The 15,853-nt window shown below is 45.0% G+C and carries 11 protein-coding genes and 1 tRNA gene; 1 reads left to right on the top strand and 11 read right to left on the bottom strand.

Annotated elements, in window-relative coordinates:
* Positions 1-5: 5 nt before the first annotated feature.
* The 9 genes from WD077_14180 to WD077_14140 all read right to left on the bottom strand — a co-directional run bounded on the left by WD077_14180 (position 6) and on the right by WD077_14140 (position 13,915).
* Entirely contained in the window at positions 6-689 is a 684-nt protein-coding gene (locus WD077_14180; protein MEX0968379.1) for an energy transducer TonB, read from the bottom strand.
* Between the two features lie 175 nt (positions 690-864).
* Positions 865-1,539, bottom strand: coding sequence for an energy transducer TonB (locus WD077_14175; protein MEX0968378.1), 675 nt, complete (start codon positions 1,537-1,539; stop codon positions 865-867).
* A 9-nt stretch (positions 1,540-1,548) separates the two neighbouring features.
* Positions 1,549-1,974: a VanZ family protein gene (locus tag WD077_14170; protein ID MEX0968377.1), complete on the bottom strand. Its 426-nt coding sequence runs from the start codon at positions 1,972-1,974 to the stop codon at positions 1,549-1,551.
* The gene (gcvH, locus tag WD077_14165) at positions 1,958-2,341 is read right to left on the bottom strand and encodes a glycine cleavage system protein GcvH (protein MEX0968376.1); all 384 of its coding nucleotides are present in this window, start codon (positions 2,339-2,341) and stop codon (positions 1,958-1,960) included. Before gcvH ends, WD077_14170 begins: the two co-directional genes overlap by 17 nt.
* A gap of 118 nt (positions 2,342-2,459) precedes the next feature.
* A complete protein-coding gene (gene sprA, locus WD077_14160) occupies positions 2,460-9,410 on the bottom strand; it encodes a cell surface protein SprA (protein MEX0968375.1) in 6,951 nt (2,316 codons plus the stop codon).
* Between the two features lie 148 nt (positions 9,411-9,558).
* Positions 9,559-10,140, bottom strand: coding sequence for a Holliday junction branch migration protein RuvA (ruvA, locus tag WD077_14155; protein MEX0968374.1), 582 nt, complete (start codon positions 10,138-10,140; stop codon positions 9,559-9,561).
* Entirely contained in the window at positions 10,141-12,411 is a 2,271-nt protein-coding gene (locus WD077_14150; protein ID MEX0968373.1) for an NADP-dependent malic enzyme, read from the bottom strand.
* Positions 12,412-12,565: 154 nt separating this feature from the next.
* A complete protein-coding gene (locus WD077_14145) occupies positions 12,566-13,384 on the bottom strand; it encodes an SDR family oxidoreductase (GenBank protein ID MEX0968372.1) in 819 nt (272 codons plus the stop codon).
* Positions 13,385-13,915 (bottom strand): redoxin domain-containing protein, encoded by a 531-nt coding sequence (locus WD077_14140; protein ID MEX0968371.1) that lies wholly within the window; start codon positions 13,913-13,915, stop codon positions 13,385-13,387.
* A gap of 151 nt (positions 13,916-14,066) precedes the next feature.
* Between WD077_14140 and WD077_14135 the strand changes: the two genes are divergently transcribed.
* Positions 14,067-14,139, top strand: a tRNA-Lys gene (locus WD077_14135).
* A 114-nt stretch (positions 14,140-14,253) separates the two neighbouring features.
* Here the strand turns inward: WD077_14135 and WD077_14130 are convergent.
* A complete protein-coding gene (locus WD077_14130; GenBank protein ID MEX0968370.1) occupies positions 14,254-14,970 on the bottom strand; it encodes a DUF3307 domain-containing protein in 717 nt (238 codons plus the stop codon).
* On the bottom strand, positions 14,967-15,611 hold the full coding sequence (locus WD077_14125) for a hypothetical protein (protein MEX0968369.1): 645 nt from the start codon (positions 15,609-15,611) through the stop codon (positions 14,967-14,969). Before WD077_14125 ends, WD077_14130 begins: the two co-directional genes overlap by 4 nt.
* Positions 15,612-15,853: the final 242 nt, after the last annotated feature.

The raw sequence follows: 15,853 nt of genomic DNA, 5'->3' as shown, positions 1-15,853 counted from the left end.
GCGGCTTATTGCAGCGAGAATTTCAGAGGAAAGATAAAGCTCACCCGAACGTATTCTCCACGCTGCCTACCCGGAGACCAGTTGGGCATGAGCTTCAGAACCCGAATGGCCTCGGCATAAATTTCGGGCGACACACTTTTCAATATTTTGATATTGCCCACCGAGCCATCTTTCTCTATTATAAAATAAACGACCACCGTCCCCTGTTCTGATTCCCTTTTTGCTCTTGGCGGATACTTGATATTCTTTCCCATAAATTTATACAATCCCTCTTCTCCATCCGGAAATGCAGGTTTATCTTCCATCAAGTCAAAAGGTACCGGCTCATCATCTGGCTTTGGCTCCTTATAAATCGAAAACATTGAAGTATCAATCAGCGGAACTATGGAATCCGGGGAGGGTTTTGCCTTCTTTTCGACAATCTTAATTTTATCCGGATCGTAAATTTTTTGTTGCTCCTTCGTTGGTTCCGGTTCTTCCGGCTTCCTTTCCTCCTTTTCAATTATTGTGACTTTAGCATTAAAATCAGTTGGAGGATCAACAGGTTCTTCGGCTGCTTCAGGCTTTTTGACAGAGTAAGTGAAATTCATAAAAATGATGACGGAAAGAATGGAGATTACAAGCCCCAATTGAAAAAAAATGCCCCGCTGGCTATCAATCCTGTCATTTTTGGAATGTGGAGAATTCATGGTTTTAAATTTTTAAAATGAACGGAAACGTTTTGAATTTAAACGCAACAAGCCATGAAAACTTCCGCCATTTATGAACCCGGACGAACCTTTTCTGAAAAGGGATCAGGAGTTCTTGAAAATGAAAAAGCCTGCTTCGGATAGAAACAGGCTTTTAAACATCTTGGGGAATTGCTTAATAAGAAAGCACAAACCGAATGGGAAGCACGAACTGAACCCTTACCGGCCGGTTGCGCTGTTCACCGGGAGTCCAGCGCGGCATATTCCTCACCACGCGCTTTGCCTCTTCATCAATACCCTGGCTTACGCCTTTCAGCACTTTAATATTGGAAATAGAACCATCTCTTTCGACTACGAAAGTAAGCACCGCTGTACCCTGGATGTTATTCTCTTTTTCCATCGTAGGATACTTCAGATTCTTATTAATGTATTCATACAATTTCGCTTCTCCACCCGGAAAAGAAGGAGCCTGCTCAACGGTTACAAAAATCTTATCATCCTTAACTTCTTCTGTAGGGGCCTCAATGTCTGGCATATCCATCGCTACATCTTCATCCACGTCCACATCTTCCAGTTCAGGTTGATCCTCCTCAATCTCTTCCTCATCGTCCACCACTTCGAGCTCCGGAGGGGGGGGCGGTGGAGGCGGTTTCTCCTCCTGCTGTGTATTGAGGATAATTTCTTCATCCTCGTCAAGCATCAGGTTGCTGGTGAGTTCCATGGGTTCCGGATCCTGTTCTTCAATAGTGAATGCCACGATTACAACGAGTAAGCTAAAGATAAGGCCGCCCATGAAGAACATGCCTCTTCGTTTATCTACGTCTGCTCTTTCCGTTTTTTTAGGTTCCATACAATTAATTTATTTTGTTTCCTTCAGCACTTTGCCAAAGATTAAATTGAATATTGCCACTCCTGCCAATGCCCCGGCCGTATTCGCGATCACGTCAGCAAATTCGGCTGATCTTCCATCATTTTGAAGCAACTGAAAGATCTCTTGTAAGATGCCAAAAAGCACTGAAATGCATAAAACATAAATCCTTCCATGATAACGAATAGCCTTAAACGTATGTTGCTTATAGATTCCTACTGCGAGCAGATAGCTGAAAACCGCATAAAAGGCCACATGGCCAAACTTATCAAATGTGATGAGATCCCAGAAATTTTTTACTTTAATAGTTCCACCGGGTACGCCACTCATTATAGTAATGAAGCCACCCCATAAAATTGCCGGGATCAGCCACCGCAAGAAATTCCAGGCCCGGGATATATTAAGACTGGCCGACAAGTTCTTTATATTCTGCGGCTGAAAGCAGTTGATCTGCTTCTGAAGAATCCTTCATCCTGATCTTGATCATCCAGCCATCCTTGTATGGATCATCATTTACCACCTCCGGGTTTTCTTCCAGTTTTTCGTTCAGTTCCAATACTTCTCCGGAAAGTGGCATAAAGAGGTCTGATACTGTTTTTACTGCCTCCACGGTTCCGAATACTTCATCTTTTTCCAATTCGTCACCCACTGTATCCACTTCCACGTATACAATGTCTCCCAGTTCGCTCTGGGCAAAATCAGTTATTCCAATAATGGCATTGTCGCCTTCGATTCTCACCCATTCATGGTCTTTGGTGTACTTCAATTCCTCTGGAAAATTCATCTTCAATCTTTATTTTTTTGGGTGCCGAAATTACAGTTATTTTTATTTCGTCAGGAGAAAATGCCAGAGAGAGCCGGCTCTTTTATCCCTTAGGGCTGTGGTATTCTCAATTCAATCTTTATTGCGTCAGGGTATATCTCAGGCTAAACCCAAACTGAGTGTAACTCCTGGGATAGCTGGTAGCCACGGCAGGGATGGTGGCCTCCCGCTTAAAGAATATCCTGACATTCAAATTGTCGTTAACCGTGTATTCAATCACAGGATCAATGGAGTAGGAAGCAATTCCGGCTGTGGCCTCGGTGATTTCCTGATCCAGCCTGCGAATAAGGGTCTTGTCATTTCGCCAGGAGAAATCCAGCCGAAATAAGAGGTCGTTCGGCAATACAAGTTTTTTCCCGCTGAATTTAAATGGCACTACAAAATCTTTGGTGCGATAACCCAATCCTATAGTGATCCCGTCTTCGCGCACTTCCGTGAGTTGGTAGTTGGAAAAAGTGAATGAAAGCATCCTTCTCTTTTTGTACTCAGTACGTGCTGTTACATTATTTATAAATGTAATATCTACTCCGATCAATGGAGCGAACTGTTCCTGTATAGTTATCTGCTGAATTTCAATTCGGTTGGTCTGAAGCGATGAAAGATAGTTGTTCACGCTATAAGTGGCATTATAGCCATGATTCAGTACAATATTATTGGCAAAACGCTTGAAAAAACTGATCTTGGAGAGGCCATTATAATTGACCCTCCAGTTCGGAAGCGGCAGTTTGGGAAATGCGCTCAATCCAATTTCTGAAGGGTCAGAACCTTTGTAGGCAGCAAGGAATGCCGGGATAAGCACTTCCTGAGAAGAAAGGCTGTCCACCTGCTGTCCTGCTTCAGTTAGCCGAGTTGCAACCGTTGTGCGATAGTTCTCAAAATTGTCAAATGTCTGGCTTTCATTCTGATCACCTAATTTCTGAAACGCAGTTGGCAGAATAATAACGGTGGATGAATAGCTGCCATTGGTTACCGGAGAAAGATTTTCAAACGAGGATCCATCCATCGTTCTGAAGTTGGAGGTGAAGTTCTCAGTTTCGCGTTGGGAAAAATTCAGTGTTATTCGCAGATCCTTCACGGGTTCCAATGTTCCCTGCGCGGTAAGATTCTTAGTTCTGTTTCTCACGTACAACGCTGTAAGGTTGGTGTCCGTGGTGATCCACCCTTCTGTAGCTGCTCTTGCACGTAGATCACGTTGCGAGCCGAAGATAAACGGCAACCCGGGTGCATTTCTGGAAAAATCCTGACCAATTATATTCGGCCTGGGTAAAAATCCTGGCAGGATAGTCCCTCGTCCAAACTGGTAGTTGATGGAGAAATTGCGCGCACTCATCAGTAACCTGGCAGCCCCTTCCACTATTTTAATGCCGGCAAGCCCTGTTTCTTCTTCTTCCTCATCCTCTTCTTCCTCTCCTTCTGTATCCTCCTTCGGCTGCTGCTGCTCTCTTCTCTTTCTTATTTCTTCAGCATTGCTCTTTCCCTGGTTTATATTTCTCAGGAATGTTATTTTATTATAAAGATTAACGAGATTGAATTGGGTATTTATCTGGATATCCCGGTTGTTCTGAGCAATGTTTCCGAGACTGTCAGCGGCCGGAGGTGCTGCTATCCAGTTGTAAGTAGCGCTATAGGTTGTACGGGAGGTTATCCAGTCTGTGATAGGGAGTTTGCGCAGAGGAAGGTCATAACTTAACGTAGCATTCTGGGCAAAATTCATGAGTTGTCCGAGGCGGGAAATACTTTCCCAGAGGCTGTCTTTTTTCTCTCTTGTATCCAGCGGGCCGGGCGGCTCCACAAAACGTGCATCAGCGGTTGCGGAATAAGACAGTTTCAGGGAGCGGGTCAAATCCCATCGCATATCGTAGATCCGCCTGTTGCGGAAGCTCTTATCGTAGTTGGCCGTCAGGATGCTTTTTACTTCACCAAGGTCACGATATTTCAGGACGCCATATCGCCTGTCCAGCTCCGTCCGGAAACTTATGCTTTGGGGAAGATAAAAGAAGTTAAAATCTGTAATTGGCTTCAGAAACTTGCTATTGCTCAGTTTCTTGAGTGGCTCTACCGGTTTGGGATTAAATCCAAAATTATAAGCAAGAATGCCTTTATGGGTTGTTACACTGTCGTAGAGCGTAGTTGGATTTCGTCTGTAGGTTTGGTTATAAATATAGGTGAGCGACCAGTTTTCTATATCATAAAATCGCGGTTTTGCCGCTGTCTCCCCGGGGGCCGGAGCTCCTCTGGTTTTCTGAACGTTAGTAAACGTCACACCCTTTCGCTGGATAAAAGTCTCCGAGAGTTCCAGCAAAGAATCACGGGCTCCTCCTCCCATTTCGGCCAGCGACTGCTCCAGCAGAAGATCCGGATTCAGCGGATTATACTTCGGTTTTTCAGATTGTACCGAGTAGGTCAGTAACATTGGGATCCTGACATTGGCTTTGGCCGGTAGAAATTTTCCGAGTTCGAAACTGGCCTGAATGTCAGCTCCTGTTTGGTCGTAGAGACTACGCTCCTGGAGGTTCTGCTCAATTCCACCAAATCCGATGGTTTGGCGGTTTACCGTGGCAGTTACTTTTCCGAAATCGGCCAGAGTTGCTGTTGCTCTTAGAATAGCTGCCCAGCCTCCCTCCTCATCAAAATCGGTTACCCTCAGTTCATTCACCCACACCTGCCCGCATAATGACTGCCCGTTATCAGGAAAAGGATTGAGAGGATCATCGGTAGCCGGGTTCCTGAGCCCCATCATGATCGTTCGCATATTGCTCAGATCCGGACTACCTACTACCGTAATAATACCGGCCTTTCCATTTTCATTAGTGAACTCGCGGGTATAGGGAACCAGCAATCCGGTGCCGGAATTGTTCCGTTGTATTTTGGTGGTATAAAGTTCATCCAGCGGAATCAGCAGTTCATTTTCCCTTGGCCAAATTTCAGTGGGTTCTCTGGTTTGTCCCTGGGTTATCGTCAGCGGATAAGCATACTCGTAATAGTTGTTGTTAAAATCTGTTCCTAGCCTGATGAAGAGCCATAATTCATCGTCATTAAGATTATTGCCTTCTGCATGAACAAACATTTTCAGGTTCTTATACCGCCTTACATCAAAGGTGATGGTTTTGTATGCAGCTCTCGAATCTCCATCCTGCAGTTCGCAAACTGACAGTGCCAAAGATTGCTCATTTTGCTCCAGCAGTTCCGTGGTGTTCACGTTTACTTCTCGCTCAATGCCCGGAGGCAACACATAAGGAATAGGGTTTCTGCGACCGTTCTCCTCAATATTTACTGTGCTGATATCGAAGGTTGTCAATGCCTGATCGTCCACAGGCGTTTCCTCACCGGGAGTTTTCAGGTCGAAGAGATAGCGCCTCCATTCGCCCCGAATGAGCTGAAACGTCCCGAATCGTGTAATTATGCTGTCCTGAAAACCGGTATAGATCATCCTCATAAAGCGGATAGATTTAAAATCGCGGATCTGGCCGATCTGGCCGGTATAGCTTTGGACAGGTATTTTAAATTGATACCAGGTTACATTTTCAGATGTACCGTCAGGCAGAGTTACAGGCACCACGTTTCTGTCAGCAATGTAATTCTCCCCGACCCTCATTCTATCGGGCCGCAGTTCTATTCTGTACTGAAAATAATCCTCGAATTCGCTCAGGGTAAAGTCTCCGTTAATGTCTTCATCATTTGGCTGAAGTTGTCCGCTGTTGCTGAAGTCATCCGGCCATTGTTCCGGTGTGGGTGAATTGCCGTCAGGGTTGTTGTAATATTTATAGCGCTCAATGACGTTGAGTCTCTGCTCGTCCTGCTCCGAGCCCCTGAAAAACCGGTAGTCATCTCCTGAAGGATCCTGCTGAATGGAATTCGCTACATCCGAACCTGCCCCATATTTTGTCTCTACCTCCTGAATAAAATCATGGATGGTACTGAAAAAGCTACGCTCATTTTCATTCGTGAGACCATCATACCCTACATCCTGGTATTGCCGGGCACTTTGCTCATTATTAAAGGCATCATTAATTTCCGGCAGGGTGGGCACAAGACCCCAGGTAGTGGTATCTACGTTTACTAATGCCTCCGTTTCAGGTAAACCGTTTTCATAGAGCTTCCTTCCATCTTTAAGGATATCCTCTGATACATTTCCTAGCTGCAAATAAATTTCACCTCCGCTCGTGGCTGAGTCATAAATGAATGGATCCATCATCCAGAATTCCATATATTCAATATTTGCTGCTTCAAAATCACTGGTTTCTATTCTGCGCATAATGCCACCCCAGTTGTCTTCAGGATTCATGAGTTCACCGGTATTGGGATCCATATTATCCACATTGTAATTATATGGACCACGTTCTCTGGGGAAAAAAGCGATATCGAAAGTAGGGAGCGTACCGGGTTGTCCGCTTCCGATTTCTCTGTTGGTAAATACCTCCTGTTCTTTCACTTCACGCACATAGTGATTACTGCGCATTTCTGCATCATTTCGCATGTACTCAGGCATCAGGTTGCTCCCGTCCCGGTAAAACATCTGGTCAATGCTATACCAGGAGATAAGCGCCCGGTTGTAATTGTACCGTAAATCATTCACCAGATCAGCATTGGGAAACTTGTCAGGCTGGCCGGTAGGGGTAGATGCGTGAACCCAATAGTTGCCGACCCTCATGTCGTAAGGCACTTCGCTCCCTTCAAAATCATCAATATATGCAGTACCGCCTGAGCCCAGCAGTTTAGGATGTCCGGGAATCAGATGGGCAAATTCCCCGGAGAGGAGAAGTTCAGATCTTTCCTTTGTATCAATAAATGGAATTTTATCCACAAGAGACGTAAGGAGTCTGGAATCAGTCCGGTAAGAAGCATCCAGTCCGTAGATAACATTACTGATCGGTTCATCACCAATATTTACTTTCTGGGTAATTGGCCGCTCGCGAAGATGAAGCAATGTGCCGCCCACGTAAAAATCTTCATTGAACTGATAATCCAGCCTAGTTCCCATCAGCGTTTTTTGTTGCACGCTGAAAAGTGTTGTGCTTTCCGTTGTTACCTTAATTACAGAACCGGAATTAAGTATGCTGGGATTAATGATCGTAACCCTTCCGAGATTGTAATCCACCGTATAATCCTGGCCCTCAGTTAAAGGAGCTCCCCCGGCCGTAACCCTCACCGAACCTTCAGGAACATTGATCGCATTCAGGCTGATCTCATTTCCTGCCGCTGATTGAAAATATCCTTTCAGGAAAAATTTATTGAGCCGCGCAAACTGCTCTGCCTGGAATTGTGTGGAGTCATACAATTCACTGTATACATACTTATTAGCGAGGGCAGGATCATCAAATTTTGATCGCAAGAAAGATCCGAATGGTTCCAGCACGGGGAAGATGATCCGGCCTGTTGCGGAGTTTACCGTCACTCCTTCAATATAGTCGAAACGTCCGTCAGGCGATGCTTCTTCCTGCGTATTGAGTTGGTCAAGATTAAACACCCTGATGAGTGGCTTTGCGGAAAGCTGGGGCTGCGAAGATTCAGGAATATAATTAAGGTCAGAACCAGAGCGGTCATCGTGGTAAATTACTTCCAGACGAAAATCTTCAGGCTGCACCTGATAGCTTCCCAGAAAGTAAATATTCTTCATCATCAGGTCCCAGGTAGGTAAATCCACTCTCCTGTTTTCGCTTTTCAGCAATTGAAGGAAAAGAACCTGATCATTGGCCTGGCTGGGTGCATAGTCGCGGGCAAATTCCCCCACCTGATAGGTTGCGCCATTGTAAGTATACTCATAGGCAACTGCCAGGACTTCGTCATTATTCAGCGGCTGGTTCAAAGAGATGAATCCAAGTTTTGCGTTGAACTGAAATTCATTTTGTGTAAGCTGGCGGGCATTGGAAATCCTCGAATAATCTTCGCCTCCAGCGGCTCCGAACAAGCCCGTCAGTGCCTGGCTTGAAGTGGACAACTGGCGAAATTGAGGATTGCTAACCAGGGTATTGTACAGGCTATTTGCGCCATTCCGCGGATATCCTCCATTACTGCTGATATTGTCATTATAAGGATCCACCGCACCCAGATCCATGAAGCCAACAATATTCCTTGTGTTATTATAAGCACCTGAACGGTTTGTGACCCAAGCTTCAACCCGCGTTACAATAATTGGCGAATTAATGACCGGTAAACTTTGCATATAGCGGTCATAGCCGCTCCGGAAAAAGTTATTCAGGAAGTAATGGCGGTTCGCGTCATAATCCAGTGCTGAGATATCAAACTCCTGGCGTTGCGCCCCGTCTTCTAAGACGATCTCTTTCTTCTCACTTTTCTGTTGAGAAAAGAGCGTTGCCACCCTTAGCTTTCCAAATTGAAGTTCGGTTTTAACACCAAAGAGTTCCTGGCTTCCAGTGATGAGGCTGCCCGGAATGGGCAATGAAACGTTCCCGGCTTCTACTTTTCTGACGATCTTATCTTCATCGCCTTCATACGCTATCTTGTATTCATTATCAAAATCGAAACTGGCTTCTGAATCGTAATTCACTCCTATTTTTATGCGATCACCAATGGTTCCCACCACGCTCATCCGGATCTTCTGGTCGAATTTAAATTGCGTAGTACGCTGCTGCCGTACAGACCAGGCAGGATTTTCAACTCGGTTAATATCTCCTGAAAATATCAGCTCAGCAGAACCCTGCGGACGAATATCCACGAAGCTGCCACCGAATATATCATCAAGTAGAGGTGGCCCTAAATCTATTTTTGGAATAAGCCTGTCGCCCTGCACAAAGTTTTGTGCGCTTGAGCGGGTTTTAAAATAATCCTTTTGGTATTCGCGGGTGTTTTGCTCTAAGTATTCCTCAACCGGAATCAGTTCTTCCTCACCTACTGGCATTCCATTATAGGTATAATAAACTCTGTAGTTCTCCAGAGTGGAGTCAAGCTCCACATGTTTCTCATAACCTTCCGGAGTTTTCAGGTCCATGCTATGACTGCCCCCCATTCCCGGTTTCAGAGGAAAGTGAAGCCTTGAGGTATCATCCAATGTATCCGGAGGCGCTAACATTTTCAGCGTTTCCGGGTTAAAATATGAATTGTCAGGCGTTTTTGCCTCAGATCCAAGAATGAAAATTAAAATAACAGAACCCGCAAGAACGGTTAGAGTAACGCGTTTCAAATTATTGAGCATATAGCTAATCCTAGAAATATATTGACTACAGCGATTTTAAAGCCTGCTTAATGAGTGCTTCCACATTTAAATCCTGATTCACCTTCAGTGCTTTGGAAATTGCTTTTTCAGAAGGACCGGGAGCAAAACCCAGGGCCGCAAGGGCCGAAAGAGCTTCCTGCTTGGCGCTACCGCCTTCTGCTACATCCTGAATAAATTCAGGCGTATCTTTTTGTAAGGCGTCCCGCAAATCTACTACGATTCTTTGCGCAGATTTAGCTCCAATTCCCTTAACGGTGGTTAACAACGAAACATTTCCATCCATTATTGCTGTAGTTACTTCAGTCGGAGAAAGTGAGGAAAGAAGCATTCTGGCAGTATTCGGGCCTATGCCGGAAACGCTGGTTAATCGTAGAAACAGCGATCTTTCTGCTTCGGAAAAAAAGCCGAAAAGTACATGCGCATCTTCCCGCACCGCAAGGTGAGTATATAAGCGTGCTCTCTCAAGGCCATTCAGTTTTTCATAAGTGTACAGGGAAATATTCAACTGGTATCCTACCCCCCCTGCATCTATTACCACATAAGCAGGATTTCTGAAGGTTACTTTACCTTCTATATATGCATACATCTATTTTCTGTTTTTATTTTGTGCATCCACTACGGCTATCGCCACCATATTTACGATTTCGCGGATTGAACTGCCAAGTTGAAGAATATGGACCGGCTTCTTCAAACCCAGCAGAACCGGGCCAATGGCCTCAGCCCCGGCCAGTTCCTGCAATAATTTATACGCAATATTTCCTGAAGACAAATTGGGAAAGATCAATGTATTTACACTCTTATCCACCAAATGGCTGAAAGGAAAATATTCCTTCAACAAGTTATCATTAAGTGCAAAATTCGCTTGTAGTTCTCCATCCACCACCATATCAGGATATTTTTCTTTCAGCATTTTATAGGCCCTTGCTACTTTCTGCGGGCTCTCTCCTTCTGATGATCCAAAGTTGCCATAGCTCAACAATGCGATCCGTGGTTTTATATTAAACTGCCTGACCTGCCTTGCCACCAGCTCCGTAATTTTCATGATCGTTTCTGCACTGGGATCCACATTTACCGTTGTATCTGCAAAAAACAGCGGCCCTCGTTTCGTGATCATAATATACATCCCGGCCACCTTATCCAGCCCATCTTCATGGCCAATGATCTGCAAAGCCGGGCGAATGGTGTCAGGGTATTTCCGTGTCATACCACTGATAAGGGCATCTGCTTCTCCCAGTTCCACCATCATGCTGGCGAAATAATTCCGGTTGCGCATGAGGCTGACCGCTTCAAATTGCGTGAGTCCTTTCCGCGGCCGTTTCCTGAAAAGATGATCGCCAAACTCCTGCCTTTTCCTGCTCTCTTCCAGCGGATCAATCATCTTACAATCTTCCAATCCTAGTTTATGCTCTTTGATCAATTCACGTATCCTGGCAATATTGCCCATCAGAAGAGGCTCGGCAATACCATCCTCCCGCACCATCTGTGCTGCCTTTAATATCTTACGGCTATCGGCTTCTGCAAACAATACCCTCTTTGGATTCTTTCGCGCTTTGCTCATAATTACCTGCGCTATCTGGCTGTCAATACCCAGGCGGGAACTCAGTACCATTTCGTATTGGTCCCAATCCTGGATCTTGATCCTGGCCACGCCTGAATCTACCGCAGCTTTGGCTACGGCAGGAGCCACCGTGGTCAGCAGCCGGGGATCCAACGGCTTTGGAATGATATAGTCTTTCCCAAAGTTGATCACCTTTTCGTTATAGGCTAAGGTCACCAGTTCCGGTACAGGCTTTTTTGCAAGGTCGGCCAGCGCATGAACGGCTGCCAGCTTCATTTCTTCATTTATCGCAGTAGCGCGTACATCAAGCGCTCCCCGGAAAATAAACGGGAAACCCAGGACATTATTCACCTGATTAGGATAATCTGATCTGCCAGTAGCCATCAGCAGATCCTTCCGCACCTTCACAGCTTCAGGATAATCAATTTCCGGATCTGGATTGGCCAGCGCAAATACCACCGGATTTTTAGCCATTGACTTCAGCATTTGTGCAGAAACGATCCCCCCAACGGAAAGCCCGATAAATACATCCGCACCTTCCATCGCATCTGCCAATGATTCCTTTGTCGTGTCCCTGGCAAATTCCGTTTTAATCTCGGCAATATCATTCCTGGCCGTGCTCAAAACTCCGGTGCTATCCGTCATTAAAAGATTCTCCTTTTTAATGCCCAGGCTAGTGATGAGTCTGGAGCAGGAAATAGCCGAAGCTCCGGCACCGCTTACGACTACGCGGACTTTTTCAATTTTCTTTTTTACAAGTTGAAGGGCGTTGAGCAGAGCTGCTCCTACTATAATGGAAGTTCCATGCTGATCATCATGCATCACAGGAATATTCATTTCCTGCTTCAACCTTCTCTCTATCTCAAAACATTCGGGTGATGCAATATCTTCAAGATTGATCCCGCCAAAAGTCGGCTCCAGGGCTTTCACCACCTTAATGAAATCCTCTGCCTTTTTCTCAGAAATTTCAAGGTCAAAACAATCAATATCTGCGAATACCTTAAAGAGTACAGCCTTTCCTTCCATTACAGGTTTTGCCGCTTCAGGACCAATATCTCCCAGGCCAAGGACTGCAGTGCCATTGGTAATAATGCCGACAAGATTTCCCTTTGCCGTATATTTAAAAACATTACTTTTATCCTCATCTATGGCTTTGCATGGCTCAGCCACTCCCGGAGAATAGGTCAGCGCAAGGTCGCGCTGACTGTTGGTGGGTTTGCTGGAAATGACTTCGATCTTGCCCGCTCTTCCCTGGCTGTGATAGTCTAAAGCTTCCTGAGGACGGATTTTCTTGGGCATAAATTATCAGCTGTTATGAAGGTTTCAAAGATATGTCTATGCGCAGATAATGCCCGTTTTCTGCGGCAATGATGGATGATTGACAGGACTCACCCGGATGTGGCGATTAGATAGTAGAGTTATTTGAACGAACAGCCTGGGGATGAAATTCGTGTTATGCCTTCCTGAGCGGAGAATCCGGTTCTCCGGCCATTACGTCATACGACTTGCGTTTGATGAATCCCGGAAAAAATTTCTTCAGCAACACGGTCAGCTTTCCCTGCACGGTCAGTAATCTGGTGTCTTCACGCTTCACAAGGGAAATTATCATCTGGCGGGCTACCTCTTCCGGCTGCATCATCTTCTCTTCCTTTCGTGGAGATTCCTGCTGTGATTTTCCGGAGGCATTCAGTGCCTGCTCACGAATGCCGGATGCGGTAAAACCCGGAGCAAGGATGAGCACATGAAGTCCTTTGTGCAGATTTTCTGTCCTGATACATTCGAGAAAACCATTCAGTGCAAATTTGGATGATGAATATCCTGAACGGGCCGGAAGGCCCACATACCCTGCAATGGAAGAAACGCCAACCAATGAACCTCTGGCCTGTAGCAGGTGAGGCAAGGCATACTTGGTACAATAAACAGCTCCCCAGAAATTAATATCCATCACTCGTTTGATCACGGAAAGTTCGGTATCCTCAAATAAGGCTCGCATGGATATGCCGGCATTATTTACAAGAATATCAATTTTCTGAAAATGCTGAACGGCTGTGGAGATCAGTCTACGGCAATCATCCTCCACGGAAACATCGGTCTCTGCCACTATAGCTTCAATTCCCCGTTCTCTGCATAGCCTGGCTGTTTCCTGTAATTTTTCTGCATTGCGTGCCGCCAGTACCAGCTTACAACCTTCAGCGGCAAGTGCAATTGAAATAGCACGGCCAATCCCGGAAGAGGCCCCGGTGACCACAGCCACTTTTCCAGGAAATTTCATCTACTTAAGCTTCTTGACAGGAGTGCCGTACGGTTCCACTTCAGGGAAATCCACTTCGAGTCCATCAAGTACATTTTCAATGGCATCCTCCAGGTATACGCGCGTAATGATGGTTGGATTTTCTCCGGCATCGTCAATCGGGCCTCGATATACCAACTCCCGGTGCTGGTTAAAAAGAAAGGCGGTGGGTGTAACTTCTATTGGAAACTGCTCGGAAAGACTATGACCGGAATCAAACAGGAAGCGTATATCAGGATGTTTCAGATTGAGATTATACTCCTGAAGGCACCGTTGCATTTCCACAAATCCCTCTTTATCCGGTTTCAGGTCTATGAGCAATATTCCAAGATCGTCCTCCTCATAGCGGTTTATAAGTTTGCAAACACGGGCCACATACGCCCGGCTTAGCTCACAATCCGAGGCAATGAAAAGTACGAGCAATGCGTACTCATTTATCAGGTCATAAGACGAAACCTGGTTGCCTTCATAATCAGGCAGTTCAAAATCTTTTAGCTTTTCACCAATTTCCATTTTAGGTTTAATTTTAGGCGGAGCAAAGTTTATAAAATATTCCGCTACCAAGAGCGGCAGAGCGACCTGGCCGGCAAAAGCATTCAGAAAACTTGGGTGAAATTTTTATCCTGCTATCTTTGCACTGCTTTTTTCAAAAGCGCATCATTTTGATTCCGTAGCTCAGTTGGTAGAGCAACGCCCTTTTAAGGCGTGGGTCCTGGGTTCGAGCCCCAGCGGGATCACCCACCTGAATCCAACAAAAGGCGCTGTAAGTTTCGTACTTGCAGCGCCTTTTTATTTTTGAACTTATGAAAGACGCTAGTTAAATAACTCTACCCCATTTCAGCATTTGCCCGTTACAAAACAGCCGTTATTCCCACTACCGTAATTCCTGTGATGATGGCTATTCCAAAACTCAGCAAAGTCCCTATTAAAATATACTCTGTTAATTTTCTGTCTTTAGATTCTTTCAAATCTCCGAAGCGGAAAATAGATTTGGCTGCCAATAAAAAACCAACGCCTTCCCAATGGCCGGTCACTATAAATACGAAGATCAACAGACGTTCTAATATTCCAATATATTTACCGGCACTGGCTAAAGATTCATCAGGACCATCAGAAATTTGTTTTGAGAAATTTGTCAATAATATTTGAATGATAATGCCGGTGGCGGCTGTCAAAAACAGAACAGCCGTGGCATAGACCCAAACCAAAGAATGCAGGCTCTCTTCAATCGGATGAAATTCCGGCTGAAACCAAGCATACCATACTGCTATCAAAGTGAACCCGTGCAATAGCTGGTCGGCTATAAACCATCCCACACGGGTAGCTTCAGTTTGAGCATAGAGTTTTATAATATCTACGAGGCCATGCATTACCATAATCAGCAATGCCATCCACCAAAAACTCCAGTCCCATAAAAGCAACAGGGTTAATATTCCATGAAGAAGAACATGCAAATACAGCTTTCCGGATCCTGCTTTTTTCTGTTCTTTATCCAATACCCAATTGCGGGGTTGCAGTAAAAAATCCGCGATAAGGTGGGCTAATAATAGTTTGAGTAAAACTATCATTGTATTCGATCTTTAAGCTTTTTGCGAAATACGTTTTCTATCTCCAGAACTTCATCTGCCTTAGCTCTTTTCCATCTTCCACTTACGGAATTCTGCTTTATTCCCAAAACAGCTCCTATTTCCTCCTGGGTGGCATCAGGGTGCTCCAATACTATTTTCATCAGTTCTGCCGAAGAAATTGACCAACTGTCCATAAATGTACCCGCCAGTTTCAGGTAGAGGTTTATTTCCTCGTCAAAATCCTCCCAGGGAGTTTGTATCGCCAGGGTGCTTTTTGCCTGCTTAAGTTTTTCAAATTTTTCACCTGAATTTATAAAAGCAGGTCCGTTGCTTTCGGATATGCGCGGGGCAGTGTAAGTCTTTTCACCAATCCCAATGGCCATCCGTACGTCTATCGTGCTGATTTTTTTGTTTGCGTCCACCGGATCAATACTTTTTACCAATGCTTTTATTTCCAGCGCTTTATTTAAGGCATCCGCAGCACTGGCAATTTCCAGTTGAAAGAAATCTCCCCAAACCAGTTCCCATTGTCCGGGAGTTTTGCCCCAGGCACCCAGCAATTTTTTTAAGGGATTCAGCCATTTCTCAGGATTGGTCAGCTTACGTGAAGCGATTATATCACCTTTTATTACAGCTATCATGAAAGCAAATATCGTTAAATTCAATGATATTTAGTATTATCGTTTATTAAGACGATATTTTCATTTATCGTCAAAACCGATGATGTTAGATTAATTCCCACAAACTCCTTGAAAACCCCGTTCTGTTTCCAAAATCGTGACCCTGTTGGTGAGGCCGAAAGTTATATATCTGAACTAGTCATTTACCGTATATCTGGATAATCGGAATGAAAAATAACGCAAGTTTCAAAAAGTCGGACCGG

The organism is Bacteroidia bacterium, from assembly GCA_040880525.1.
Taxonomy (GTDB): Bacteria; Bacteroidota; Bacteroidia; order CAILMK01; family JBBDIG01; genus JBBDIG01.
The sequence above is the reverse complement of the archived record's forward strand: the minus strand, read 5'-3'. Positions and strand labels throughout refer to the sequence as shown.

Bases quoted from the DNA above. Each gene is read 5' to 3' on its own strand.
- WD077_14145 (MEX0968372.1), bottom strand. From the start codon at position 13,384: ATGAAATTTCCTGGAAAAGTGGCTGTGGTCACCGGGGCCTCTTCCGGG.
- WD077_14130 (MEX0968370.1), bottom strand. From the start codon at position 14,970: ATGATAGTTTTACTCAAACTATTATTAGCCCACCTTATCGCGGATTTT.
- ruvA (MEX0968374.1), bottom strand. From the start codon at position 10,140: ATGTATGCATATATAGAAGGTAAAGTAACCTTCAGAAATCCTGCTTAT.
- sprA (MEX0968375.1), bottom strand. From the start codon at position 9,410: ATGTTAGCGCCTCCGGATACATTGGATGATACCTCAAGGCTTCACTTT.
- WD077_14125 (MEX0968369.1), bottom strand. From the start codon at position 15,611: ATGATAGCTGTAATAAAAGGTGATATAATCGCTTCACGTAAGCTGACC.
- WD077_14150 (MEX0968373.1), bottom strand. From the start codon at position 12,411: ATGCCCAAGAAAATCCGTCCTCAGGAAGCTTTAGACTATCACAGCCAG.
- WD077_14175 (MEX0968378.1), bottom strand. From the start codon at position 1,539: ATGGAACCTAAAAAAACGGAAAGAGCAGACGTAGATAAACGAAGAGGC.
- WD077_14140 (MEX0968371.1), bottom strand. From the start codon at position 13,915: ATGGAAATTGGTGAAAAGCTAAAAGATTTTGAACTGCCTGATTATGAA.
- WD077_14180 (MEX0968379.1), bottom strand. From the start codon at position 689: ATGAATTCTCCACATTCCAAAAATGACAGGATTGATAGCCAGCGGGGC.
- gcvH (MEX0968376.1), bottom strand. From the start codon at position 2,341: ATGAATTTTCCAGAGGAATTGAAGTACACCAAAGACCATGAATGGGTG.